This window comes from Burkholderia sp. B21-005, from assembly GCF_020843965.1.
GTDB lineage: Bacteria > Pseudomonadota > Gammaproteobacteria > Burkholderiales > Burkholderiaceae > Burkholderia > Burkholderia ambifaria.
Map to the genome: position 1 here is coordinate 2,934,221 of NZ_CP086302.1, position 23,084 is coordinate 2,957,304.

26 protein-coding genes are annotated in these 23,084 nt (G+C 66.6%); 11 read left to right on the forward strand and 15 right to left on the reverse strand.

All coding sequences use genetic code 11. From position 1 onward, the window contains the following. Positions 1–10 precede the first annotated feature (10 nt). Positions 11–1,198, reverse strand: a complete 1,188-nt coding sequence (locus tag LMA02_RS29650; RefSeq protein ID WP_228908611.1) for a glycosyltransferase — start codon at positions 1,196–1,198, stop codon at positions 11–13. Between the two features lie 432 nt (positions 1,199–1,630). Here LMA02_RS29650 and ispH point away from each other — a divergent pair, with 432 nt between their 5' ends. Together ispH and hpnH are read left to right on the forward strand one after the other, a co-directional pair. Further along, positions 1,631–2,572 carry a 4-hydroxy-3-methylbut-2-enyl diphosphate reductase gene (gene ispH / locus LMA02_RS29655; RefSeq protein ID WP_011659818.1) on the forward strand — a complete coding sequence of 314 codons (942 nt, stop codon included), beginning with the start codon at positions 1,631–1,633 and terminating at the stop codon, positions 2,570–2,572. A 12-nt stretch (positions 2,573–2,584) separates the two neighbouring features. Continuing rightward, positions 2,585–3,745 (forward strand): adenosyl-hopene transferase HpnH, encoded by a 1,161-nt coding sequence (gene hpnH / locus LMA02_RS29660; RefSeq protein ID WP_011659819.1) that lies wholly within the window; start codon positions 2,585–2,587, stop codon positions 3,743–3,745. A gap of 152 nt (positions 3,746–3,897) precedes the next feature. Here hpnH and LMA02_RS29665 read toward each other — a convergent pair whose 3' ends face one another. The 3 genes from LMA02_RS29665 to LMA02_RS29675 all read right to left on the reverse strand — a co-directional run bounded on the left by LMA02_RS29665 (position 3,898) and on the right by LMA02_RS29675 (position 5,420). Further along, the gene (locus LMA02_RS29665) at positions 3,898–4,158 is read right to left on the reverse strand and encodes a hypothetical protein (protein ID WP_228908612.1); all 261 of its coding nucleotides are present in this window, start codon (positions 4,156–4,158) and stop codon (positions 3,898–3,900) included. Positions 4,159–4,339: 181 nt separating this feature from the next. Beyond that, a complete protein-coding gene (locus tag LMA02_RS29670) occupies positions 4,340–4,819 on the reverse strand; it encodes a hypothetical protein (protein WP_228908613.1) in 480 nt (159 codons plus the stop codon). Positions 4,820–5,042: 223 nt separating this feature from the next. After that, complete coding sequence (locus LMA02_RS29675; RefSeq protein WP_228910028.1) at positions 5,043–5,420, reverse strand: hypothetical protein; 378 nt, start codon at positions 5,418–5,420, stop codon at positions 5,043–5,045. A gap of 493 nt (positions 5,421–5,913) precedes the next feature. On the opposite strand from LMA02_RS29675, the gene LMA02_RS29680 reads away from it, so the two are divergent. Together LMA02_RS29680 and LMA02_RS29685 are read left to right on the forward strand one after the other, a co-directional pair. Further along, complete coding sequence (locus tag LMA02_RS29680) at positions 5,914–6,267, forward strand: DOPA 4,5-dioxygenase family protein (protein ID WP_175784171.1); 354 nt, start codon at positions 5,914–5,916, stop codon at positions 6,265–6,267. 101 nt (positions 6,268–6,368) lie between these two features. Next, the gene (locus tag LMA02_RS29685; protein ID WP_228908614.1) at positions 6,369–6,800 is read left to right on the forward strand and encodes a nuclear transport factor 2 family protein; all 432 of its coding nucleotides are present in this window, start codon (positions 6,369–6,371) and stop codon (positions 6,798–6,800) included. Positions 6,801–6,827: 27 nt separating this feature from the next. On the opposite strand, the gene trhA is transcribed toward LMA02_RS29685, so the two are convergent. The 5 genes from trhA to LMA02_RS29710 all read right to left on the reverse strand — a co-directional run bounded on the left by trhA (position 6,828) and on the right by LMA02_RS29710 (position 12,199). Continuing rightward, positions 6,828–7,448 carry a PAQR family membrane homeostasis protein TrhA gene (gene trhA, locus LMA02_RS29690; RefSeq protein ID WP_006761278.1) on the reverse strand — a complete coding sequence of 207 codons (621 nt, stop codon included), beginning with the start codon at positions 7,446–7,448 and terminating at the stop codon, positions 6,828–6,830. Between the two features lie 213 nt (positions 7,449–7,661). Further along, complete coding sequence (locus LMA02_RS29695) at positions 7,662–7,868, reverse strand: YbdD/YjiX family protein (RefSeq protein ID WP_006761279.1); 207 nt, start codon at positions 7,866–7,868, stop codon at positions 7,662–7,664. 12 nt (positions 7,869–7,880) lie between these two features. Then, positions 7,881–9,959, reverse strand: coding sequence for a carbon starvation CstA family protein (locus LMA02_RS29700; protein WP_228908615.1), 2,079 nt, complete (start codon positions 9,957–9,959; stop codon positions 7,881–7,883). 279 nt (positions 9,960–10,238) lie between these two features. Next, a complete protein-coding gene (locus tag LMA02_RS29705; protein WP_228908616.1) occupies positions 10,239–10,667 on the reverse strand; it encodes a PRC-barrel domain-containing protein in 429 nt (142 codons plus the stop codon). A gap of 401 nt (positions 10,668–11,068) precedes the next feature. Next, positions 11,069–12,199 carry a 3-deoxy-7-phosphoheptulonate synthase gene (locus tag LMA02_RS29710; protein WP_012367089.1) on the reverse strand — a complete coding sequence of 377 codons (1,131 nt, stop codon included), beginning with the start codon at positions 12,197–12,199 and terminating at the stop codon, positions 11,069–11,071. 533 nt (positions 12,200–12,732) lie between these two features. Here LMA02_RS29710 and LMA02_RS29715 point away from each other — a divergent pair. Continuing rightward, positions 12,733–13,287 (forward strand): hypothetical protein, encoded by a 555-nt coding sequence (locus tag LMA02_RS29715; protein WP_228908617.1) that lies wholly within the window; start codon positions 12,733–12,735, stop codon positions 13,285–13,287. A gap of 28 nt (positions 13,288–13,315) precedes the next feature. Continuing rightward, positions 13,316–13,738, forward strand: coding sequence for a hypothetical protein (locus LMA02_RS29720; RefSeq protein WP_105832578.1), 423 nt, complete (start codon positions 13,316–13,318; stop codon positions 13,736–13,738). Between the two features lie 84 nt (positions 13,739–13,822). Here the strand turns inward: LMA02_RS29720 and LMA02_RS29725 are convergent, their stop codons facing one another. Further along, positions 13,823–14,533, reverse strand: a complete 711-nt coding sequence (locus LMA02_RS29725) for a YceH family protein (RefSeq protein ID WP_228908618.1) — start codon at positions 14,531–14,533, stop codon at positions 13,823–13,825. 418 nt (positions 14,534–14,951) lie between these two features. On the opposite strand from LMA02_RS29725, the gene LMA02_RS29730 reads away from it, so the two are divergent. Next, positions 14,952–15,716, forward strand: coding sequence for an SDR family oxidoreductase (locus tag LMA02_RS29730; RefSeq protein ID WP_228908619.1), 765 nt, complete (start codon positions 14,952–14,954; stop codon positions 15,714–15,716). Between the two features lie 17 nt (positions 15,717–15,733). On the opposite strand, the gene LMA02_RS29735 is transcribed toward LMA02_RS29730, so the two are convergent. The 3 genes from LMA02_RS29735 to LMA02_RS29745 are packed head-to-tail and all read right to left on the reverse strand — an operon-like array spanning position 15,734 to position 18,164. Next, a complete protein-coding gene (locus LMA02_RS29735; RefSeq protein ID WP_228908620.1) occupies positions 15,734–16,438 on the reverse strand; it encodes an MOSC domain-containing protein in 705 nt (234 codons plus the stop codon). Then, positions 16,435–17,331 (reverse strand): dihydrodipicolinate synthase family protein, encoded by an 897-nt coding sequence (locus LMA02_RS29740; protein WP_228908621.1) that lies wholly within the window; start codon positions 17,329–17,331, stop codon positions 16,435–16,437. The genes LMA02_RS29735 and LMA02_RS29740 overlap by 4 nt, the downstream gene beginning before the upstream one ends. Positions 17,332–17,381: 50 nt before the next feature. Next, positions 17,382–18,164: an aldolase gene (locus LMA02_RS29745; protein ID WP_228908622.1), complete on the reverse strand. Its 783-nt coding sequence runs from the start codon at positions 18,162–18,164 to the stop codon at positions 17,382–17,384. A gap of 134 nt (positions 18,165–18,298) precedes the next feature. On the opposite strand from LMA02_RS29745, the gene LMA02_RS29750 reads away from it, so the two are divergent. Both LMA02_RS29750 and hutC read left to right on the forward strand, forming a co-directional pair. Beyond that, positions 18,299–18,841, forward strand: coding sequence for a helix-turn-helix domain-containing protein (locus LMA02_RS29750; RefSeq protein ID WP_228908623.1), 543 nt, complete (start codon positions 18,299–18,301; stop codon positions 18,839–18,841). Positions 18,842–18,872: 31 nt separating this feature from the next. After that, on the forward strand, positions 18,873–19,610 hold the full coding sequence (gene hutC, locus LMA02_RS29755; RefSeq protein WP_228908624.1) for a histidine utilization repressor: 738 nt from the start codon (positions 18,873–18,875) through the stop codon (positions 19,608–19,610). 100 nt (positions 19,611–19,710) lie between these two features. On the opposite strand, the gene LMA02_RS29760 is transcribed toward hutC, so the two are convergent. Next, positions 19,711–20,559: a phytanoyl-CoA dioxygenase family protein gene (locus LMA02_RS29760; protein ID WP_228908625.1), complete on the reverse strand. Its 849-nt coding sequence runs from the start codon at positions 20,557–20,559 to the stop codon at positions 19,711–19,713. A 57-nt stretch (positions 20,560–20,616) separates the two neighbouring features. Beyond that, a complete protein-coding gene (locus tag LMA02_RS29765) occupies positions 20,617–21,420 on the reverse strand; it encodes an ABC transporter substrate-binding protein (protein WP_228908626.1) in 804 nt (267 codons plus the stop codon). A 467-nt stretch (positions 21,421–21,887) separates the two neighbouring features. Here LMA02_RS29765 and LMA02_RS29770 point away from each other — a divergent pair, with 467 nt between their 5' ends. Then, on the forward strand, positions 21,888–22,367 hold the full coding sequence (locus LMA02_RS29770) for a helix-turn-helix domain-containing protein (RefSeq protein ID WP_165754018.1): 480 nt from the start codon (positions 21,888–21,890) through the stop codon (positions 22,365–22,367). Positions 22,368–22,567: 200 nt separating this feature from the next. Next, positions 22,568–23,053 (forward strand): nucleotidyl transferase AbiEii/AbiGii toxin family protein, encoded by a 486-nt coding sequence (locus tag LMA02_RS29775; protein WP_228908627.1) that lies wholly within the window; start codon positions 22,568–22,570, stop codon positions 23,051–23,053. Positions 23,054–23,084: the final 31 nt, after the last annotated feature.

Consider the following 23,084-nt stretch of genomic DNA (forward strand, 5'->3'; position numbering starts at 1 on the left):
GTCATTCAGTTCAACGCTCCACCGGCGCCTGCACCCGCGCCTTCCACTGGCCGCCCTTGCCGCGCCAGTAGCGCCACGCGGACGCGAACGTCGCACCGACGTAGAACAGCGCGACGAGCGGCAGCGCGGGCGCCCACAGCGGCGAGCGCCGGTAGTAGCGCAGCATCGGCGCATACGCGGTGCACATCGACGCCCACGCGAGCCACGCCGGCCATGCGCGCGCGCCATAGACCAGCGCGGCGACGGGCGGCACGAGGTAGATGATCGTCATCCCGAGCAGCGTGCCGGCGAGCAGCAGCGGCGAATAATGGAGCTGCGTGAACGCGGTGCGCGCGATCATGTTCCAGATGTCGCGCCAGCTGTCGTACGGACGCAGCGACACGCTGCGCTCGGCCAGATCGAGCCGGATCGGATGCCGGCCGCTGCCGCGATGCTTGATCTGCGCGGCGAGGCTGCAGTCGTCGATCAGCGCGCCGCGGATCGATTCGATGCCGCCCGCCTCCTCGAGCGCGCTGCGCTTGACCAGCATGCAACCGCCCGCGGCGCCGGCCGTCCGGTTGCGCGGATTGTTGATCCACGAGAACGGATAGAGCTTCGCGAAGAAGAACACGAACGCCGGGATCAGCGCCTTCTCCCAGAACGAATCGCAGCGCAGCCGCACCATCAGCGACACGAGATCGCGCTGCTCGGCCTGCGCGCGCGTGACGAGCTGGGCGACGGCCTCGGGCGGATGGCCGATGTCGGCATCCGTCAGCAGCAGGTAGTCGGCCGGCAGCCCGAGCGTGCGCACCGCCGCGATGCCCTGCGACTGCGCCCATACCTTGCCCGACCAGCCGGACGGCAGCGGCTTCGCGGCCAGCACTGTCAGGCGCTCGGCGCGGTTGATCGCGAGCGCGGCCGCGCGGGCCGCGTCGGCGGTGCCGTCGTCGCTGTGGTCGTCGACGATGATCAGATGAAAATCGCCCGGATAGTCCTGCTCGAGCAACGACGTCGCCGCCTGGGCGATCACGTCGACCTCGTTACGCGCCGGCACGACGGCGACGACGGCCGGCCAGCCGGCCTCGGCCGCGGCGCCGCGCGCCTGCGGCGGCAGCGCCCGCGCGGGCCGCGCACGCCAGAAGCCGCCGCGCGCGACGAGCAGCACGATCCAGATCAGCAGCGACAGGCCGGACACCAGGAAGGTAATCGCCAGCATCATCGGCAAGCCTCCTGCCGGACACCGGCGCGAACGGCCCGGCCGCCCGCGGCGCATGAGCGGTCGAGCATATTGAGGGTCGGAGTAAAAGCGCCCATGACCGCACAGGCGGCAGGGCAATACGCGTAAGAATCGACGGTCATCGAATGGCCTTGAAATGAGCGCGACGCCGGGCAGCCGAACCGGCTGCCCGCGAAAGCGCGCAGTTTACCGGGTTCCGCGCGCGCCAGCGCCGACGCGGCTCTGCTATGGATGCAACACGGTGGATACAGCACCAGAGCACGGACGGCCCGATAGGGTTAAAATGCGCGATTAATTCGGGGTTCCGGGGCCTGGCCTGGCCGGTTCGTTCCTGCCTTCATAACATCAAGCCGGGGCGAGCGAGCCGTGCCAGCTCCTCGAACCCCGGCGTCTGTCGTCGGAGTTCGCTCATATATGCGAGTCATCCTTGCCCAGCCCCGCGGCTTCTGTGCGGGGGTTGTCCGCGCAATCGAGATCGTCGATCGCGCGCTGCAACAGCACGGCGCGCCGGTCTATGTGCGTCATGAGATCGTGCATAACCGGCATGTCGTCGAAAATCTGCGTAATAAAGGGGCACGATTCGTTGAGGAGCTCGACGAGGTGCCGCACGGCGCCGTGGCGATCTTCAGCGCACACGGTGTCGCCCAGACGGTCGAGCGCGACGCCGAAACGCGCGGGCTCGACGTGCTGGACGCCACCTGCCCGCTCGTCACGAAGGTGCACGTGCAGGGCCGCCAGTACGTCGCGGCGGGCCGCCGGCTGATCCTGATCGGCCACGCGGGCCATCCGGAAGTCGAAGGCACGATCGGCCAGATTCCGGCCGAGGTGATCCTCGTGCAGAGCGAGGCAGAAGTCGATACGCTGACGCTGCCGGTCGATACGCCGGTCGCGTACGTCACGCAGACTACATTGTCGGTCGACGACACGCGCGGCATCATCGAAGCGCTGCAGCGCCGGTTCACCGACATCGTCGGCCCGGACACGCGCGACATCTGCTACGCGACGCAGAACCGCCAGGCCGCCGTGCGCGAACTGAGCGGCCAGGTCGATGTGCTGCTGGTCGTCGGTGCGACGAACAGCTCGAACTCGAACCGCCTGCGCGAGATCGGCACCGAAAGCGGCGTGCCGAGCTATCTCGTCGCCGACGGCTCGGAAGTGAAGCCCGAATGGTTCGCGGGCGTGCAGACGGTCGGCCTGACCGCCGGCGCGTCGGCACCCGAGGAAATGGTTGAGGATGTAATCGGCGCGCTGCGCGCGCTGGGGCCCGTCGATGTCACGACGATGGCGGGCCGTGAAGAAAAAGTCGAATTCAAGTTGCCGGCGAAGCTTACGCAAGCTGTCGCCCGCGAAGTTTAAGGAGGACAACTCTTGTCTATTCCGCTGCTCCAGCAAGTCCGCGTCGGCGCATACATCATGCGTCAACACCTGTCCGGCAACAAACGCTATCCGCTCGCGCTGATGCTCGAGCCGCTGTTCCGCTGCAACCTCGCGTGCAACGGCTGCGGCAAGATCGACTATCCGGACCCGATCCTGAACCAGCGCCTGTCCGTCGAGGAATGCCTGGGAGCCGTCGACGAGTGCGGCGCGCCCATCGTGTCGATCGCCGGCGGCGAGCCGCTGCTCCACAAGGAGATGCCGGAGATCGTCAAGGGCATCATGAAGCGCAAGAAATTCGTGTACCTGTGCACGAACGCGCTCCTGATGGAAAAGAAGATGGACGACTACGAGCCGAATCCGTACTTCGTCTGGTCGGTCCACCTCGACGGCGACAAGGAGATGCACGACCATTCCGTGTCGCAGGAAGGCGTGTACGACAAGGCGGTCGCGGCCATCAAGGAAGCGAAGCGCCGCGGCTTCCGCGTGAACATCAACTGCACGCTGTTCAACGATGCGATCCCCGAGCGCGTCGCGAAGTTCTTCGACACGCTCGAGCCGATCGGCGTCGACGGCATCACCGTGTCGCCGGGCTACGCCTACGAGCGCGCGCCGGATCAGCAGCACTTCCTGAACCGCGACAAGACGAAGAACCTGTTCCGCGAGATCCTGAAGCGCGGCGAAGGCGGCAAGCGCTGGTCGTTCAGCCAGTCGTCGCTGTTCCTCGACTTCCTGGCCGGCAACCAGACGTACAAGTGCACGCCGTGGGGCAACCCCGCACGCACCGTGTTCGGCTGGCAGAAGCCGTGCTATCTGGTCGGCGAAGGTTACGTGAAGACCTTCAAGGAACTGATGGAAGACACGAACTGGGACAACTACGGCGTCGGCAACTACGAGAAGTGCGCGGACTGCATGGTCCACTGCGGCTTCGAAGCCACGGCCGTGATGGACACGATCTCGCATCCGCTGAAGGCGCTGCGCGTGAGCAAGAAGGGCATCAAGACGGACGGCCCGTTCGCACCGGACATCTCGATCGCGAAGCAGCGTCCGGCCGAGTACGTGTTCTCGCGCCACGTCGAGATCAAGCTCGACGAAATCCAGCGCGCCGGCAAGGGCAAGCTGCAGAAGCCGGCGAAGTCGGCAACGGCGGCTTAAGCGCGTGTCGCTGCGCGGGGGCTGACGCCTCCGCACGGGCAGGCGGCAAGGAAGCGCCACGGAGTTCGCTCCGTGGCGCTTTTGTTTTGTCGGGCCTCGTCAAGGGGACCGCCGCGCATCCGCGCACGCATGACAAGGCGCACGCCGCTCGCCTAGTGTCTCGACTCCGCCGCCGCGATCAGCTGCCATGCGGTCGGGCCGGGATCGAGCAGCGGGTCGGACGGCGGATCGAGATCGTGCTGATGGGTTTCCTCGGACGGCAGCGTCTGCCACTTCGCAATGCCGATCTCGTCGCCGCACACGGTGCATCGATAGATGCCCGCGATCTTCACTTCGCTGCCCGGCGGCAGGTTCTCGCGGAATGCGCGGCCGATTCCGCACGTGAAGTAGCCGCCGATCCTGTATAGCGCCATCGCTCCTCCTGACCGAAACGAATGCGTTCGCGCCGACACGCACGATCGTCGCAAACGCGAGGATGGATCGTCATCGACCGAACCCGTTCGGCTCCTGTCGTGACATTAGACGGCGAGCGTCAGCCCCCGTGAATGGGACTCGTACGAAACACGGCCCGGACGTCGGTCGCGTTGCCGCCGCTCAATGCAGAACGGCCGGCTCCCGCATCTTCGCCGCCGCGTGCGCGACCAGTGCCGGCTGTTCGTCCGACGCAAACGTGCAGACGTGATTCCATAGCTCGGCGAGCCGATGTCGCGTGAGCGTCGCGACGCACGCGTCGTTCGCGGCGAGCACGCGCTCGAGCACCGCGCATTCGTCGTCGCGCAGCGTCCATGCACCGCTTTGCGCGGCGCGCGCCACGCTCGCGTCGAGCACGCGCTCCGCCTCGACGCAGAGGTCGATGCTCGCATCGGGGGATACCGCATCGTCGAGCGCGAGGAACACCAGATAGACGCTCGTGCGCAGCCGCATCAGCAACGTTTCGCTGCCGTGCTCGCCGCGCAGCGCGACGAGCGCCATGTGGCATTTCAGCGAAATGTCGCGCACATGCGCGGGCGGCAGCGGCAGCAGCCACTCGCGCGTCAACGGCGGGCGGCGACGGCCTTTCCGGACGGCCTTCATGATTCGTCCTCGCTTGCGGCAACGTCGTCCGCATCGAATGCCGGCCACCCGGTGCGGCACGCGACCGCACCGCGGCTTGCGTCGCGATTGCCGCTCGCGCGGCGCCGTGCGCCGTACACGTCGTCCCGCCGCCGCGTCGCGCACGCCGCTGGCAGCCGGCGAATCAGCGACGCGCGCAACGCAGCGGGGAGTCGGTTCGCGCATGCCATGCTCGTCTCCCGCATCAGAACGTGTTCTCGCCCTTCAGGTAGTACGCGGTCTTCACGAAGAACGCCTTCACCGGATGGCCGCTCTGCGCGTCGCGCGCCGCACGCAGTTGCATCGCCGCCTTCTCTTCCTGCGAGCGGTCGGGCAACGGGTTGCGCACACGTTCGAGCGCACGCTGCATCGCGAGCGGATAGTTCTGGTTGCCAGCTGTCGTCGCACGATAGCCGGCGCGCGTCATCTGCATCAGCTGCACGTCGGTCTCGGCACGCGCCGCCTTCCAGTTCAACGGTGCGGCGTTCGACTGCGACTCGGTGTCGACGGACTGCGCGAAGCTCGCGACGGGCAGCACGGCAAGCGCGCCGGACAGGACAGCAAGGGAAACAAGGGATCGCATCATGGCCTCCAGATGGTTGCTTCCGCATCGATCTTGATGATCGATGCGGTGCAATCATCGTATGACGCGTGGCCATGCGCTTGAATAGCCGATTCCGCAATTGATATTTTCGGCACCGGCACCCGGGGCGCGATCCGCGCATTTCGCCACTGCCGCCTGACCGGAATTTCTTTATTTCATTCAACTACCTGATCGCGTTTTCGCAGACGATTCGAAGCGGCACGTGAATCGCCGTTGCAGTTTTCGAAATGACATATTGCCGTCGAGATTTCGGCCGAAGCTTGGCCCGGCAAGGCTTTCGGCGCGATGCAGGATGCGTGAACTCACGCGAGAAAAGTCTCGTCGAACGAGCCGGTTTCCCTGACGCGCGACAAATCCTCCGCGCCGATTTACCGCTCCGCGACAAGACGTGTCCGACGAGTAAGCGCGATAATTGAGCATTGGCCGTATGTCACGGCTCTCATGCCTTCCCTATTCTTCATTCGAGTCCGCCATGTCCGCCATCGACACCACCGCCATCGACAGTTGGCACGCACACGTCTACTTCGACGCCGCGAGTCGCGACGCGGCCTGGGCGTTTCGCCTCGTCGTCGAAGAACGGTTCGGCGCGATCATCGAGCTCGGCCGCTTTCACGAACGCCTCGTCGGCCCGCATCCGGCGTGGTCGTACCAGATCGCGTTCGACGCCGCGCGGTTCGACACCATCGTGCCGTGGCTCGTGCTGAATCACGGCGCGCTCGACATCTTCCTGCATCCGAACACGAACGACGAACTGCGCGACCACCGCGACAGCGCGGTGTGGATCGGCAAGTCGCATGAACTGAATCTCGGCGCGCTGGGGGGCTGACGGGCGGCTTGCGCGACATCCACGTTTCGGTTCGCGCTGAAACGTCCGGGGGTGTTGCCTCAATACAGTGGTTCCGTTATCCACGCTTGCCGGAACCCGTCATGACACACGCCGACACCGATGCGCAACGCATCCATCAAGACTGGCACGCCGCCGTCGTCGCACGCGACCTCGACGCGCTGATGTCGCTGTACGCGGACGACGCGATCCTCGAAACGCCGCTGATCGTCGTCACGCTGCCCGATCAGGGCACGGGCGTGCTGCACGGCAAGGCCGCGATCGGCGCGTTCTTCGCGGCGGGCCTGCGCAATCCGGGCAACAAGCTCGGACGCTGGCACCGCACGGGCCTGTTCTTCTCGAACGGGCGGCAACTCATATGGGAATATCCGCGCGAAACGCCGGAAGGCGATCAGGTCGATCTCGTCGAGGTGATGGATCTGCGCGACGGGCTGATCGCGCATCACCGCGTCTACTGGGGATGGGTCGGGTTCATGGCGCTGCGCGGCGCAGCCCAGGCGGCCGGGCGCGAATGACGCGCACCGCGCCGTCCACGCCCACACTCACGCAACATACATCGCGACACTGACGAACTGGCACAGGCTGCCGGCCAGCACGAAAAGGTGCCAGATACCGTGCCCGTGGCGGATGCGTTCGTCGTTGATGAAGAAGTAGATGCCCGCGCTGTAGATGACGCCGCCGGCCACGAGCCAGGCGGTCCCCACCGGCGGCAACGCATGGATCAGCGGGCGGATCGCGACGAGCGCGAGCCAGCCCATCAGCACGTACAGCACCATCGACACGATGCGCGTGCGCCGTCCGAGCGTGAGCTCCTGCGCGATCCCGAATGCGGCGAGCCCCCAGCTCACGCCGAACAGCGACCAGCCCCACGGGCCGCGCAGCGTGACGAGCGCGAAGGGCGTGTAGCTGCCCGCGATCAGCAAATATATGGCCGAATGGTCGCACTTCTGCAGGATCGCCTTGAGCCGCGGGTTGCGCACGCTGTGGTACAGCGTCGAGATCGCGTACAGCAGGATCAGCATCGCGCCGTACACGCTGAAGCTCACAATCTTGTAGGGATCGCGATCGAGCGCGCCCATCGTCACCAGCGCGACCAGCCCTGCCACCGACAACACCGCGCCGACGAGATGGGAAATGCTGTTGAAACGCTCACCGACATGCACGACGGATTCTCCTGCGCGGATTCATCGGAAAAAGCAAAAACCCTATGATACCGGCGCGGCGAGCGAGCCATGCTGAAGCCGGTCAAACGCCGCGGCGACGGCGGCGCCCGCGCGCGCCGCCCGGCCCCAAAAGAAAAAAGCGCCGCGAATGCCTTCGCGGCGCCTCCTGGTCCGTCACCGGACCGCCCTACAGGGCGGCTTCACCGGCCCGGTTCAGCAACACTTCCCCGCCCCCGACCCGTACCGCGCATTCTGACGCTCGCGGAAGAATTCCTCGTACGTCATCGGCTCGCGGTCCGGATGGGTTTCGCGCATGTGCGCGACGTAGGTGTCGTAGTCGGGCAGGCCGACCATCAGCCGCAGCGCCTGTCCGAGGTAACGCCCCGCGCTGCGCAGGTCGCCGCCGAGATCGCTGAACATCGCGGCCTCCCGTTATCGTCCGCTGCCGAGCGCCTGCGCGGCCGGCATCGACTCGTACGGCGTCTCGCGCACGGTCGGCTTCGACTCGCGGCGCGCGCGCAGCACGGCGAGCAGCCCGTACACCGCGATCGCCACGACGACGAAGATGAACAGGCCGGCCAGCGCCGCATCGATGTAGTCATTGAAGATGATCCGCTGCATCTGCGCGATCGACTTCGCCGGTGCGAGCACCTTGCCTTCGTCCACCGCGGCCTGCAGCTTCGCGGCATGCGCGAGGAAGCTGACCTTCGGATTCGAATCGAAAATCTTCTGCCAGCCGGCCGTCAGCGTGCAGATCAGCAGCCACGCGGTCGGCACGATCGTCACCCAGGCGTAGCGCTCACGCTTCATCTTGAACAGCACGACGGTGCCGAGCACCAGCGCGATCGCGGCGAGCATCTGGTTCGAGATGCCGAACAGCGGCCACAGTGTGTTGATGCCGCCGAGCGGATCGACCACGCCCTGGTACAGGAAGTAGCCCCACGCGGCCACGCACAGTGCGGTGGCGACCAGGTTCGCGGGCAGCGACTCGGTGCGCTTGAGCGCCGGATGGAACGTGCCGAGCAGGTCCTGCAGCATGAAGCGGCCCGCGCGCGTGCCGGCGTCGACGGCCGTCAGGATGAACAGCGCCTCGAACAGGATCGCGAAGTGATACCAGAACGCCATCATCGCTTCGCCGCCGATCACCTGGTGCAGGATGTGCGCCATGCCGACGGCCAGCGTCGGTGCGCCGCCCGCGCGCGCGATGATCGTCGTCTCGCCCACGGCCTTCGCGGTCTGCGTCAGCATGTCGGGCGTCAGCACGAAGCCCCACTGCGTGACCGTGTTCGCGACGGCTTCCGGCGTCGAGCCGAGCACGGCCGCCGGCGCGTTCATCGCGAAGTAGATGCCCGGCTCGATCACGCACGCGGCGACGAGCGCCATGATCGCGACGAACGATTCCATCAGCATCGCGCCGTAACCGATGAAGCGCGCGTTGGATTCGTTGTCGATCAGCTTCGGCGTCGTGCCCGACGAGATCAGCGCGTGGAAACCCGACACCGCGCCGCACGCGATCGTGATGAACAGGAACGGGAACAGGTTGCCCGACCACACCGGGCCGGTGCCGTCGACGAACTTCGTCAGCGCGGGCATCTTCAGTTCCGGTGCGACGACCAGGATGCCGATCGCGAGGCCGAGGATCGTGCCGATCTTCAGGAACGTCGACAGGTAGTCGCGCGGCGCGAGCAGCAGCCACACCGGCAGCACCGATGCGACGAAGCCGTAGCCGATCAGGATCCACGTGAGCTGCGTGCCGTTGAACGTGAACCACGCGGCGAGCATCGGCGAATCATGCACGTGCTGGCCGAACGCGATCGATGCCATCAACAGCACGAAGCCGATGATCGACACTTCGCCGATGCGGCCCGGACGGATGTAGCGCGTGTAGACGCCCATGAACAGCGCGATCGGAATCGTCGCGGCGACGGTGAACGTGCCCCACGGCGAATTCGTCAGCGCCTTCACGACGATCAGCGCGAGCACCGCGAGGATGATCACCATGATCAGGAACGCGCCGAACAGCGCGATCACGCCGGGCACCGTGCCGAGCTCCATCTTGACGAGGTCGCCGAGCGAGCGGCCGTCGCGACGCGTCGAAATGAACAGCACGATGAAGTCCTGCACCGCGCCGGCGAACACGACGCCGGCCAGGATCCACAGCATGCCGGGCGTGTAGCCCATCTGCGCGGCGAGCACGGGGCCGACGAGCGGCCCGGCGCCGGCGATCGCGGCGAAGTGATGGCCGAACAGCACGTACTTGTTGGTCGGTACGTAGTCGAGGCCGTCGTTGTACTTGACCGCCGGCGTCATCCGCAGCCCGTCGAGCTGCATGACCTTGCTGGCGATGAAGCGGCTGTAGAAGCGATATGCGATCAGATACACGCAGACTGCGGCGATCACGATCCATAGCGCGCTGACACGTTCGCCGTGCCCAAGTGCGATCGTCCCGAACGCGAATGCGCCGAGCAGCGCGATCGCGATCCAGAGCAGGGTACTGGAAGCCCGATTCATGGCGTCTCCTGGTCTCCAATGTGTTTTTGAGTGGATGCGGCGTGGGGCCGAACCCGCGTGACGTCGATGCGTCGTGCCGCGTCTTGTGAAAGCCGCGGCGGTGGGCCGTAGTATTCCGCGCGATGGGGGCGGCTTACAAGCGCACAACTACGTATGCGGGGCTACGTAGAATTACGTAGACAGGGGGGATGAGGGTGCGCGGCGGTGCTGGATCGCCGCGCGGCACGACGTGACACTCGGCCGGCCCGGCACATCGCGCACCGGGCCGGGCCGCTTGCATCAGTGCTTGTCGTCGACCTTCTTCGGCTTCGGCGGCGACGGCACCTTCGCGTACTGGAACGCCGGCGTCGCCTTCAGCGCATCCTTCGTCGCGCCCGGCAGGTAGATGTTGCCGTTGCGCACGTCGAGCGACCCGATCGGCACCGCGACGTCATGCGCGGCCACGCCGAGGAAGCCGCCGGCCGACACGATCGCCGCCGACACCGAGCCGTCCGGCGCGACGATCAGGTCGCGCACCGTGCCGACTTTCTGGTTCGCGTCGTTGTACACGACCTTGCCGAGCACGCTCTTCTTCACGCTCCAGCCTTCGAGCAGCGCCTGCGATTGCTCGACGGTCACGCTGAGCGGCTGCGCGCCGGCGATCTGCGCGTGCGCGCTGACGCTCGATGCGAGGATGGTTGCTGCGATGAGGGTCTTGTAGAACTTCATGTAGTTGCACTCCGGTTCGGTTGTTGTTGATTCCGGGAGCGAAGCGACGCGGGCGCAACGGCTGATCGGTGAGCACCCCGCGCTTCGTCGGTCGCGTGGCGGTCGGCCCCGCGCCGCCACTGCGTGTGTGCATGACGGACCGGCATGGCCGGGCCGCAGCGTGCAACACGGCTTTCATGGTAGCGACATTCGCCGGATCGTGCGTCCAGCGTGCAACGCGGCAGGCGGAGCGAGCCGGAGCAAGATCAATGACCCTGCGGATAGTTGGTGCGCGCGGCGCGAAAAAGCGACGCCGCGGCCTGTCGATCAGGAGAACATGGCAAACAGCCAACCGGCGTCACCGGTGCATCGAACTGCGCGGCGGGCGCCACCCCGCCGCCCTGCCCCGCAGCCACGCCGCGTCACGCGTTACGCGAATACACCCGGCGATGCCGCACCGCCTCGGCCAAAACGTCGAGCACCGGCTCGGTCTGAGACCAGCTCAGGCATGCATCGGTGATCGACACGCCGTACTGCAGCGGCACACCCGGCTTCAGGTCCTGACGCCCGGCCTCGAGATGGCTCTCCACCATCACGCCGACGATCCGGTGCTCGCCCTGCCCCAACTGTCGCGCGAGATCCTGCGCGACGTCGATCTGCCGCTCATGCGACTTGTTCGAGTTCGCATGCGAGCAATCGACCATCACCTGCTCGCGCAACCCGCTCTTGCGCAGCACCGCGCAGCTCGCCTCGACGTGCTCGGCGTCGTAGTTCGGCCCGTTCTTGCCGCCGCGCAGGATCACGTGCGCGTCGTCGTTGCCGCGCGTCTCGAAGATCGCGGCCATCCCCATCTTCGTCATCCCCATGAACGCGTGGCTCGCGCGCGCGGCGACGATCGCGTCCGACGCCACCTGCACGCCGCCGTCGGTGCCGTTCTTGAAGCCGATCGGGCAGCTCAGCCCCGACGCGAGCTGGCGATGGCTCTGGCTCTCGGTCGTGCGCGCACCGATCGCGCCCCACGCGATCAGGTCGGCGATGTATTGCGGGCTCAGCAGGTCGAGGAATTCGGTCGACGCCGGCAGGCCCAGCGCGTTGATGTCGAGCAGCAGCTGCCGCGCGGCGCGCAGCCCTTCGTTGATGCGGAAACTGCCGTCCAGGCGCGGATCGTTGATGTATCCCTTCCAGCCGACCGTCGTGCGCGGCTTCTCGAAGTACACGCGCATCGTGATCAGCAGGTCGTCCTTCAGCGCATCGGCGGCGGCCTTCAGGCGGCGTGCGTAGTCGAGCGCCTGGTCGTGGTCGTGGATCGAGCACGGGCCGACGACGAGCAGCAGCCGGTCGTCGCGGCCGTGCAGGATGTCGCCGATCGCGCGGCGCGTGTCCTCGACGAGCGTCTGCGTGGCGGCCGGCACCGGCAGTTCGTCCTGCAGCAGCGCGGGGGAAATCAGCGGACGCACGGCGCCGATGCGGACGTCGTCGATGCGCGTGGTGTCCTGCGTCGCGTCGGCGCTGCCTACCTCGCGATCGTGGGAAGGATTGTCGAGGTTCTGCATGGGAATTCTCCGGGGGACGTCTGGAATGATTGGCAGCCTCGATTATGGCACTCGCGGAAGGCGGCGGCGTGGCGTGGCGGGGGAATGCGATCGGCGTCAAGACGCCGGACGGAAAAAGCGATCCGCGAGGGATCGCGGGCATTCGGCGCGTTGCGCGGCGGGTCTGGCGCAGCGTCTCGGGTGCGGCGAACTGCTCGGCGGCAACGCCGTCCGTGCGCGATTGCCCGGCGCGGTGTTCCTGCCGAAACGGTCGTGGAGCCAGGGCAGCATCCCGGCGACCACGGCGCGATCGCGCCGACATGCTCCAGCGGAGATTCGGGGTTCACGACCGGCACGCCGCTGGCGCAGAATTTCTGCGCCAGCGCGCACGCATCGCGAAGCGATCTGGCCGTTCGGCCGAGTGGTCGCATGTCGCCGAAGTACCGTACGATCATGGCTGTCCCCTGCCGATGCGGGGCCCTCGTTCGACGCCGGCGGCACGACGCCCCATCCGTCCGTGATTGATCGTTCGCAACCTGACCCGACCCGCGAAGATGACCGTATCCGAACTGCTCAGCGCCATTCGACAGCCCTATGCCGACCTGCTCGCGCAAGCGGCGGCGCAACCAGTGGCCGTCGTCGAACCGGCCTACCGGAAAGCCGACGGCACGCTGGCCACCGAAGGCCCGCTCGCGCTGCCATGCCGCGCCGATCTCGTTCACACCGGAGGTGAATCGGCCGGCCAGCCGGCGATGGTCGACTCGACCGCGCAACTGGATTTCGAACCGTTCGCGTTCGAACTCGAAACGGCGGCCGTGTCGATCCGGCCGTTCGTGTGGGACTGGGTGACGGTCGAAGCCGACGGGCTCGACGAAGCCGCGGCCACCGACGCGTTCAAGACATGGTTCTTCGCGTGGTTCGACACCGACGACGCACGCGTGCCGGCCGAGGACGGCCTGCACGGCATCGTTCACTATCTGTCGGAGCCGGTGCGCACCGAGCACGGATGGCGGGTCAACGCGGATCTCGGTTCGGCGCCGGGCGCGGCCGTGGAAGACCTGCTGTTCCGGCTCGTCGACGCAGGCGCCACGCGAATCAGCATCGGCTGAATCGCCTCTCCCTCACTCACCTGCCAACATGAAAAAAGCATTCGCCGCGTTGCTGCTGTGCATCGCATTGCCCGCGTCGGCCGAGGTCAGCACGGAAGTGCTGTGCTTCAGGACGACCGGCGACAAACCCGTGCGATTCGAGCTGCGCACGTATTACGACGACGTGGCCAAGTGGCAAGGTGGCGTCGTCCGGTATGCAAAATCGAAGTCGGCCATTCCGCTGCTGTTCAAGCACGAGGATCACGAAGAACTCGCGGAAGGCCGCCCGTACCAGTACACGACAACGTGGTGGGAAATGGTCGACGGCAAGATCAACGGCGAATATGAAATGATGAGTCAGGGTGCGATCGTCTATTCGATGACGTACACCAACGCGCGTACCGGCAAGAAGACCGATTTCGCGTGGGCGCAGGACGTCGATGCGTCCGCGAAGACGGGGTGCCGCTGGTGATCCGGATCGGGCGGTATCGCGACGCGAGGCTGTCAACCGGCGCGCCCGCTTGCGCGCCGGCGCGAGGTTGACTCGAGCAGCCCGTCAGCCCGCGTCGCCCGGCGCGTCGACGTCGATCCCGAGTTCGGTCGCCATCCGCTGAACGAGCGCGTTCAGCCGCGCCACTTCATCCGCAAGCCGCTTCTGCTCGGCCTTCAGCGCCTCGAACTCGGACGGCGGAACGGAATCCGTGCCGCCACCGGTATCCGGACCGGCGAAGTCAGCGATGTTCACCTCGCCGCACATCAGGTGCATCCAGCGGTTCTCGCGCGCACCGGCCGCACGCGGCAGTCGGATGACGAGCGGCTGCGCACGCGCCGCGAGTTCGTCGAGGAAGGCCTCGACCGACGAGATGTCCGCGAAGCCGTGCAGGCGCGCGCTGTTCAGGCGCAGTTCGGCGGCCGTCTGCGGGCCGCGCAGCAACAGGATCGTCAGCAGCGCGATCGCCTGACTCGGGATGCCGAGCACGCGATTCATGTTGTGCTCGAAACGCGGCACGCGGCTGCTGCTGCCCTCCATCACGAGGCTCAGGTGCTTGAGACTGTCGAGCGCGGCCGTGACTTCGTCGTCGCTGACATTCATCACCGGCGAGCGTGCGGTTTTCTGGTTGCAGCCCGCGGTCAGCGCATTCAGCGACAGCGGATAGGTGTCCGGCACCGTATGCTGCTTCTCGACGAGCACCCCGAGAATGCGGGCCTCGAGAGGCGTGAGTTCGCGCAGGGCGCGTGGCGTGGGCATATCCGGCGTGGTGTTCATGGATGGCGTCGCAGCGTGCAGCAGGTGAAGGGAAACGTCGCGGCCCGTCCGGCGTCGCGAACGGGCGAGCCATATGATAGCTCGCGACGTGGGGGCCGGCGCCACTTGCCGCCGCGCCGCGCGCACTTGCCGCAGACGGCTTTCGTCCAACGGATCGGGCGTGCGGCGGCGCGCGACGATGCGTGCATTCGGCGCAGCGCATTCACGCCGCGCGGCCGCGCCTGGCATCGCTGCGCGTTTGCGCGTCGTGCAAGCCGGCGCTACGATACGCGTTCAGCCGGAGAGGCGCCGCCGCACGCGGCCGCCTTCGCACGCCACGCCGGCACCGCGCATCGCCCGTCCCCGCACGCCGGGTTGCCGCGCATGCGCGTCACTCGTCACTCGTCAACACGGTTCAACCGTTCACTCGCTCACCACCATGACCACATCCTCTTCAGCGCCGAACGTGCGCGCCATCGTCACCGGACACACGCGCGGCCTCGGCGCGTCGCTCGCGGAACAACTGCTGCAGGAAGGCATCGCCGTGCTCGGCGTGTCGCGCAGCCGTCATCCGTCGCTCGCCGCGCAGGCCGGCGACCGATTCGCCGAAATCGAACTCGACCTGTCGGATACGTCGGCCGTCGCGACGTGGCTGGCCGGCGACACGCTGCGCAGCTTCGTCGACGGCGCGTCGATCGTGCTGCTCTTCAACAACGCGGGCATCGTCGATCCGATCGGGCCGCTCGACGCGCAGGACCCGGCGCTCGTCGCACGCGCGGTCGGCCTGAACGTCGCGGCGCCGCTGATGCTGTCGGCCGCGCTCGTGCAGGCGGTATCGGCGCGAACCGAATGCCGGATCCTGCACGTGTCGAGCGGCGCCGCGCGCAACGCATACGCGGGCTGGAGCGTCTATTGCGCGACCAAGGCCGCGCTCGATCATCACGCACGCGCCGTCGCGCTCGACGCGAACCGCGCGCTGCGGATCTGCAGCGTCGCGCCGGGCGTCGTCGATACGGGGATGCAGGCGACGATCCGCTCGACCGCCGAAGCGAACTTCCCGATGCGCGAGAAATTCGACCAGTTGAAGGCGAGCGGCGCGCTGTCGACGCCCGAGGCCGCCGCGCGGCACCTGATCGGCCATGCGCTGAGCGACGCGTTCGGCGCCGAGCCGACGACCGACGTGCGGAACCTGCCGGCGGCTTAAGCCGCGCACGCGGCGCGTCAGCCTTCGAGCCGCTTCGTCCAGTCTTCGACCTGCCGCTCCGTCCGGCGCTTGTCGAGCATCTTGCGCCAGCCGGGCGGCAATACCGGAACGCCGCACAGCGCATCGAGCGCGGCCATGTCGAGCGTGCGCCGGTACAGCACGTCGAGCACCGTCGACAGCGGCCATTGCGGATACCGGCGCTCGTGCAGCGCCAGCACATCGCCCGGCGCCACCCAGCCTTCGTCCAGCACACGGTAGTACCAGCCGGTCCGGCCGCTTTGCTGCACGAGCGCCGCCATGCGCGGATGGTCGAAGCGCGCATTGAGCTTCCAGCACGGCTGCCGCGACTGCGACACCTGCAGCACGGCGCCGCCCAGCGTGAACACGTCGCCGAGACACACGTCGTGCTCGGTCACGCCGTGCGTCGACAGGTTCTCGCCAAATGCGCCCGGCCGCCCGAGCACGTCGCGCGCCCCGATCTGCTCGGACCACCACGCATAGTGATCGTACGCATAGTGATGGGCCGCCTTGTCGGGGCCGCCGTGATGCCGCGCATCGGCCTGCCCGTCGCCCGCAAAGCCGAGCGCGCCGAGCCACAGACGCGCGTCGACCGGCTGCTTGTCGATCGCACTCAGGTGCGGCGTGCCGGCCAGCGGCCGGCTCGTGCCGACCCGCACCGCGGCGATGGCGACCGCGATCACCGGCCGCGCGTCGCCGCTCATGCCGGCACACCGTCCGGCAGCGCCGCAAGCAGGCGTTCGAGCTCGCGCGTGCGCACGTCGCCGAGCGGCAGCAACGGCCGCCTCGGGTCGCCCGCGTCGAAGCCGCGCAGCCGCAACCCGGCCTTCACGGTCACCGGCAGGCCGCCGTCGACGATGAACTGCAGCAGCGGCAACTGCGCGTGAAAAACCGTCCTGGCGCGCGCCAGGTCGCCCACGCGCATCGCGTCGACCAGTGCAATCGGCAACGCGGCATTCAGGTTCGGCGCGGCCGTGCACCATCCGGCCGCGCCCGCGGCCAGCGCGGCAAGCGCCATCGGATTGCTGCCGTTGTAGAACGGAATCGTCCCGTCGCTCAACTGCGCGAGCCGGTGCATCCGCCCGATGTCGCCGGTGCTCTCCTTGACCATCGTCACGTTGTCGACGGTCCTGCAGATCGTCGCGATCAGGTCGGGCGACATGTCGACGCCGCTCGTCGCGGGGTTGTTGTACAGCATGATCGGGATGCCGATGGCGTCGCCGATCGCGCGGTAATGCGCGACGATCTCGTCGTTGCCGAGCTTCCAGTACGACACGGGCAGCACCATCACGGCATCGGCGCCGGCCTGTTCGGCGAAGCGCGCGCGGCGCACCGCACCGGCCGTCGTCAGATCGGAGATGCCGACGACGGTCGGCACGCGCCGGCGCACCGCGCGAATCGACGCGGTGGCGACCGACTCCCATTCGGCGTCGGACAGGTACGCGCTCTCGCCGGTACTGCCCAGCGGCGCGATCGCGTGGACGCCATCGGCGATCAGGCGCTCGATCAGCGCATCGAGCGCCGGCAGGTCGATGCCGCCGTCGGCAGAGAACGGCGTAACCGGATAGGCGATGACGCCTTGCAGCAGGATGGACACGATGTGGATTCCTCAATGATGGATGGACGAGACGGAAGCCATGCGCCCGCTCATGCAATACAGTCCCGATGCGTGCGCAATGCGCGACGCGCGTAGTAGTCGAACGTCACGGCATCGCGTTTCGGCTTCGAAATCCAGTCGTGCGCTTCCTGCGCGAGCGCCGGCGGAACCGGCTTGATCTCGCCGGCCGACATCGCCAGCAGTTGCAGCTTCGCGGCCCGCTCGATCAGCAGCGCGAGGATGCAGGCTTCCTCGGTCGTCCTGCCGACCACGAGCTGGCCGTGATGCGACAGCAGGATCGCGCGCTTGCCGCCGAGCGCCTTCGAAATGATCTCGCCTTCTTCGTTGCCGACCGGCACGCCGGGCCAGTCCTTCAGGAACGCGCAATCGTCGTACAGCGGGCAGGTGTCCATGTGCGACACGACGAGCGGCTGCTCGAGCATCGACAGCGCCGCGACATGCGCCGGATGGGTATGGATGATGCAGTTCACGTCCGGGCGCTCGCGATAGATCCACGTATGGAACCGGTTGGCCGGGTTCGGAATGCCTTCGCCGTCGACGACGTCGAGATCCTCGTTGACGCGCAGCAGGTTCGCGGCCGAGATCTCGTCGAAGCCGAGCCCCAGCCGCTGCGTGTAGTACGTGCCGGCGTCGCCCGCGCGGCAGGTGATCTGCCCGGCCAGGCCCGAATCGTGACCGGCGTCGAACAGGATCCGGCACGTGAGCGCGAGCTTTTGCCGCGCGGACCAGCCGCTGTCGCCCACCTCGTTCTCGAGACGCCGCTCCGCCAGCGCGACCAGCGCCTCCTTCGTCAAATTCAGCGTTTCCGCCATGTTCACCTCCTGAATGGATCGGATCTGCCGCGCCGTCCGCGGCCGTGTCCGTGGACACGCAAGACACACGATACACCACAGGACACTTTGTGTCATGCGTTACAATCGATTTTTCGAAGAACACCCGGCGCCCCATGACGATTCGCCTGAAGCTGCTCAGAAAACAGAAGGGCTGGACGCTCGATGTGCTGGCCGACGAGACCGGCCTGACCAAGAGCTACCTGTCGAAAGTCGAGCGCGGCCTGAGCGTGCCGTCGATCGCGGTCGCGCTGAAGCTGTCGAAGGCGCTGAACATCGACGTCGAGCAGCTGTTCTCGGAAAGCCACAACCGCGAGCTGATCACGGTCACGCGCGCCGGCGAGCGCACGGCGATGGGTGCGACGGCCGACAGCCACGCGCACCGCTTCGAAAGCATCGCGGCCGGCGTCGCGCCGAAGAAGATGCTGCCGTTCGTCGTGCATCCGCCGCACGAATTCGTCGCGTCGACGTTCCGCGAGCACGAAGGCGAGGAATTCCTGTTCGTGCACAAGGGGCGCGTCGAAATCGAATTCCCGAACGAGACGGTGCAACTCAAGACCGGCGATTCAGTCTATTTCAACGCACTCATCCCGCACCGCACGCGCAGCCTCGGCGCCGCGCAGGCGGAGATCCTGGTCATCGTCAGTCACGACGACTAGCCTCGTCACTTCTTCGCGCAAGGATCTTCCGATGGTCACCAAGGCCACCGCACCGTTCCAGCAGATCAAGACGCTCGTTCGCCAGAATGTCGAGGCAGGCGACTGGCGCCCGGGCGACCGCATTCCGTCCGAACTCGATCTCGCCGCGCAATTCGGCGTCGCGCGCATGACGGTGAACCGCGCGCTGCGCGAGCTGACCGAGGAAGGCGTGCTCAAGCGCATCGCGGGCGTCGGCACTTTCGTCGCCGAAGTGAAGCCGCAGTCGAACCTGCTGATGATCGCGCACATCCGCGACGAGATCCGCGCGCGCGGGCACGAATATCGCTGCCGCGTGCTCAGCCAGTCGCGCGAACCCGCGTCGTTCGACGTCGCGGCCGCGTTCGGGCTGGCGGTCAACACGCCGGTCTTTCACGTGGTGTGCGTGCACGAGGAAAACGGCCGCCCGATCCAGCTCGAGGATCGCTACGTGAATCCGGCCGCCGCACCCGAATTCATCGATCAGGACTTCCAGGCCGAGCCGCCGTCCGAATACCTGTTCAACAACGTGTCGCACTACGAACTGGAGATCGAGCACGTCGTCGACGCGGCGCTGCCGACGAGCGAACAGGCGCGGCTGCTCGACATGCGCGCCGACGAACCGTGTCTCACCCTCACCCGCCGCACCTGGACGAACGGGCTGCCCGTCACGTTCGTGCACTTCCTGCATCCGGGCAATCGCTACCGGCTCGGCTCGCGCTTCAAGCCGGGCGCCGGACGTCACCAGACCTGAACCTGCTTCGGCACCTGAAAACGACCACGCGCGGCGGCCGCTTCACCGCGAAACGGCCGCCGCGCGTGTGACGTCGCTCGATGTCGTCGATATTCACCGCTCAGATCGTCCCGACCTGCCCCGCGTCGCGCGTCCACACGACCGGAAACAGCGGATGCTCGAGCGGCGCGCCGTCCGGCAGTTCGTCGGCCAGCCCGGGGAAATCGGGCGACGTCTTCCAGCGGCGCGGCGCGTGACGGATGTCGTCGCCGACAAAGCGGATCGAGAACGCGCGCCGGCGGTTCTGGGTACCGCCCGACGCATGCAGCGTCAGCATCCGGAAGCACACCATGTCGCCGGGCTCGAGCGCCCAGTGGCGAATCGGGAATGCCGAGCGGTCGGCCTCGATGTCGGGCAGGTCGGCGAGGCTGCCTTCGGGGAACCACTTCGCCTCCTTGTCCATGAACGTGCGCGGCATCAGCCATGGCCCCTGGTGCGAACCCGCGACGAATTCCAGCGTCGATTCGAGCGGCACCGGGTCGACCGGAATCCACATGCTGACGTTGTCGTCGCCTTCGATGTTGTAGTACGGCTGGTCCTGGTGCCACGGCGTGCGCTGCCGCGTGCCGGGCTCCTTCACGAGCAGATGGTCGTGATGCAGGCGAACAGTCTTCGTGCCCATCAGCGCGGCGGCCACCGACGGCGCGGGCGACCGCACGATGAAGTCGCGGTATGCATCGTTGTGCCGCCAGTTGCAGAAGTCCTCGAAGAACCAGCCCGGGTCGTCGGGTCGGCTCGCGACCTTCGCACGCTCGCTCGGCTGCGCGAGGTTCGCGTCGATACCGGCGCGCAGCGCGGCCACTTCGTCGGGCGAGAAAATGCCCTTGATGCACACCGCGCCTTCGTCGCGGAAGGCGGCGATCAGTTCGGACGTCACGGCTTTCGCGACGCGGTCCTGGATACTCGTCATGGCTTGCCTGTCGATTGAATGAAGCACGGGATCACGGGGGGCATGGGGCGCATGCGGTCACGGCGCGCTGGTCAGCTGCTGCTTCGCCCCGTAGATGTCGAAGTCGAAGTATTTGGCGGCGATCTTCTGGTACGTGCCGTTCGCGCGGATCGCGGCGATCGCGTCGTTCAGCCGCTTCTTCATGTCGGCGTCGCCCTTGCGCACGCCCATCGCGACGCCGTAGCCGGTGATGCGCACGTCGGTCACGTCGGGGCCCGCGAACGCGTAGCCCTTGCCGCGCGGCGTCTTCAGGAACGAATAGCCGGCCTGCGTCTTGTCCTGGAAGGTCGCGTCGAGACGGCCATTCACCAGATCCTGATACACCTGGTCCTGGTTCTGGTACGACACGATCGTCACGCCCTTGGTCGCCCATTCGGCCTTCGCGTACGCCTCCTGCGTCGTGCCCTGATCGATCCCGATGCGCTTGCCGGCGAGCGACGCCGCGGTCGGCAGCAGCTTCGAGCCGGCCGGCGCGACGAGCGCACCCGGCGACGCGTACAGCTTGTTCGAGAAGTCGATCTGCTTGAGCCGCTCGTCGGTGGCCGTCATCGCGGACATGATCACGTCGAACTTGCGCGCGCGCAGCGCCGGAATCATCCCGTCGAAGCCCTGCTCGACCCACACGCACTTCGCGCGCAGCTGCTCGCAGATCGCATTGCGCAGGTCGATGTCGAAGCCGGCGAGCGAGCCGTCGGGCTGCTTCGCCTCGAACGGCGGATAGGTGGGATCGATGCCCCAGCGGATCGTCGCCGTGTCCTGCGCGAACGAGACGAGCGGCGCGAACGCCAGCGCCGAAACGATGAGCTTTGCAGTGCGGTTCATGGTGTGTCCTTGTGGTCTCGACGCGGCGGGCAAGCGCCGGGCGTCCGTTGGGGAGCGTCGTGCCGGCAGGCCCGGCGCGGTACGCGAAAGACTGGGACTTCGATGAAACTGCGATGCAGTCTAGACCGCTCAATTTTTGAGCGCAAGCGGGGAGAGCGGGTTGGCGGAGGCTCCAGGGTTAAATCAGAACGAAGGGCTGGATTGATGACCGGGAAATAGCCAAATTCGCGGGATTTTCCTTGTGTTTCTAGTGTTTACCCGGCGTGATGTTTGGCTGCCACAGAACGAGTTTTCGCGGATATCCGCCGGAGGCGAATGTCTATACAGCGCGGTCCATCGAGACATTTTTCACCTGCGCCGCCCATGCACCCTATACCGCACCACCAACCATGGGTGGCGACGAGCCTCGTCGAGATGTAAGATATACTTTACATTCACGCGCGATAAACCTGCGTCCGGAGGTCAACATGCAACTCTATGAAATCGGCCAGGCCGTTGCAAAACGGAGGGCCGAACTCGACCTCACACAGGCCCAGCTTGCGAAACTCGCCGGATTGTCTCGCCTCACGGTGAACCAGCTTGAAACCGGCAAGATCAAGGATCTTGGCGTCAACAAGCTGATCCCGCTGCTCGGCGTGCTCGGCATCGAACTCCAGGCACAGCCAAGGCCGGCCCAAAGCGGCCTCTACAAGGCGGTTGTGAGCTCAAACGTCAGCTATAGAGGTGAATTGACCGAGCGACTGCTGGCCGACGCGTTGACCACGGGACAGATTCCCGCAGGATACGAATCGCAGATCTCCGTGATCCTCGACGAAGTGCCGTTGCCGGTGGTGGTAAAGGCCGCCGAAGAAGCTGCCGCACGCTCCGGCACGCCGCTTCGCGCCATCTGGAAGAACCTTGCCGCATGGTCGAAGGATCTTCATCTGTACCGGGAGGTATGGGCATGATTGCACCAGCCGCTTTGCCCGACGGCCCGTGGCAAGGCCTTTTCCGTCACGCACTGACACTCATCGACGAGATACGGAAGCACGGCACGTCCCGCCCGTTCTGGACCTTCGGCGGTGGCACCGTCCTCATGCTGCGTCACTGACATCGTGTCAGCAAGGACATCGACATCTTCGTACCCGACCCGCAGTATCTCGGGTACGTGAACCCGCGCATCAGCGACGCCGCATCGGACATCACGAGCGAATACGAGGAACACGCCGGCTTCGTGAAACTGGTGTTGCCCGACGGCGAGATCGACTTCGTGGTTTCCCGAAACCTGATGTCCCCCGGTTATGACGAATGGACGCTGATGGACCACGTCGTCAAGGTCGAGACTTCAGCGGAAATCATCGCCAAGAAAATGTGGCATCGCGGAGATCGGCCCACCGCGCGAGACCTGTTCGATCTCTGTCTGGTCATCGAGCGGGAACCGGAGAGCTTGATGGACGCAAGCGCATTTCTCGTTCGTCATCGCGATACCTTCCTGAGTCTGCTCGACGAGCGCCGTGCATTCGTGCAGTCGCGTTTCGACGATATCCGGACACTCGGCTATATGCCGTCGTTCGACTACTGCGTGAAGCTGGCCAGCGAGTTTCTCCGACAGCTTCCCGACACCAGCACCGCCCGCAAATCGCCCCCGCGCTGACCCTACCGCCAGCAGCCCCGTGTCCGGCGAA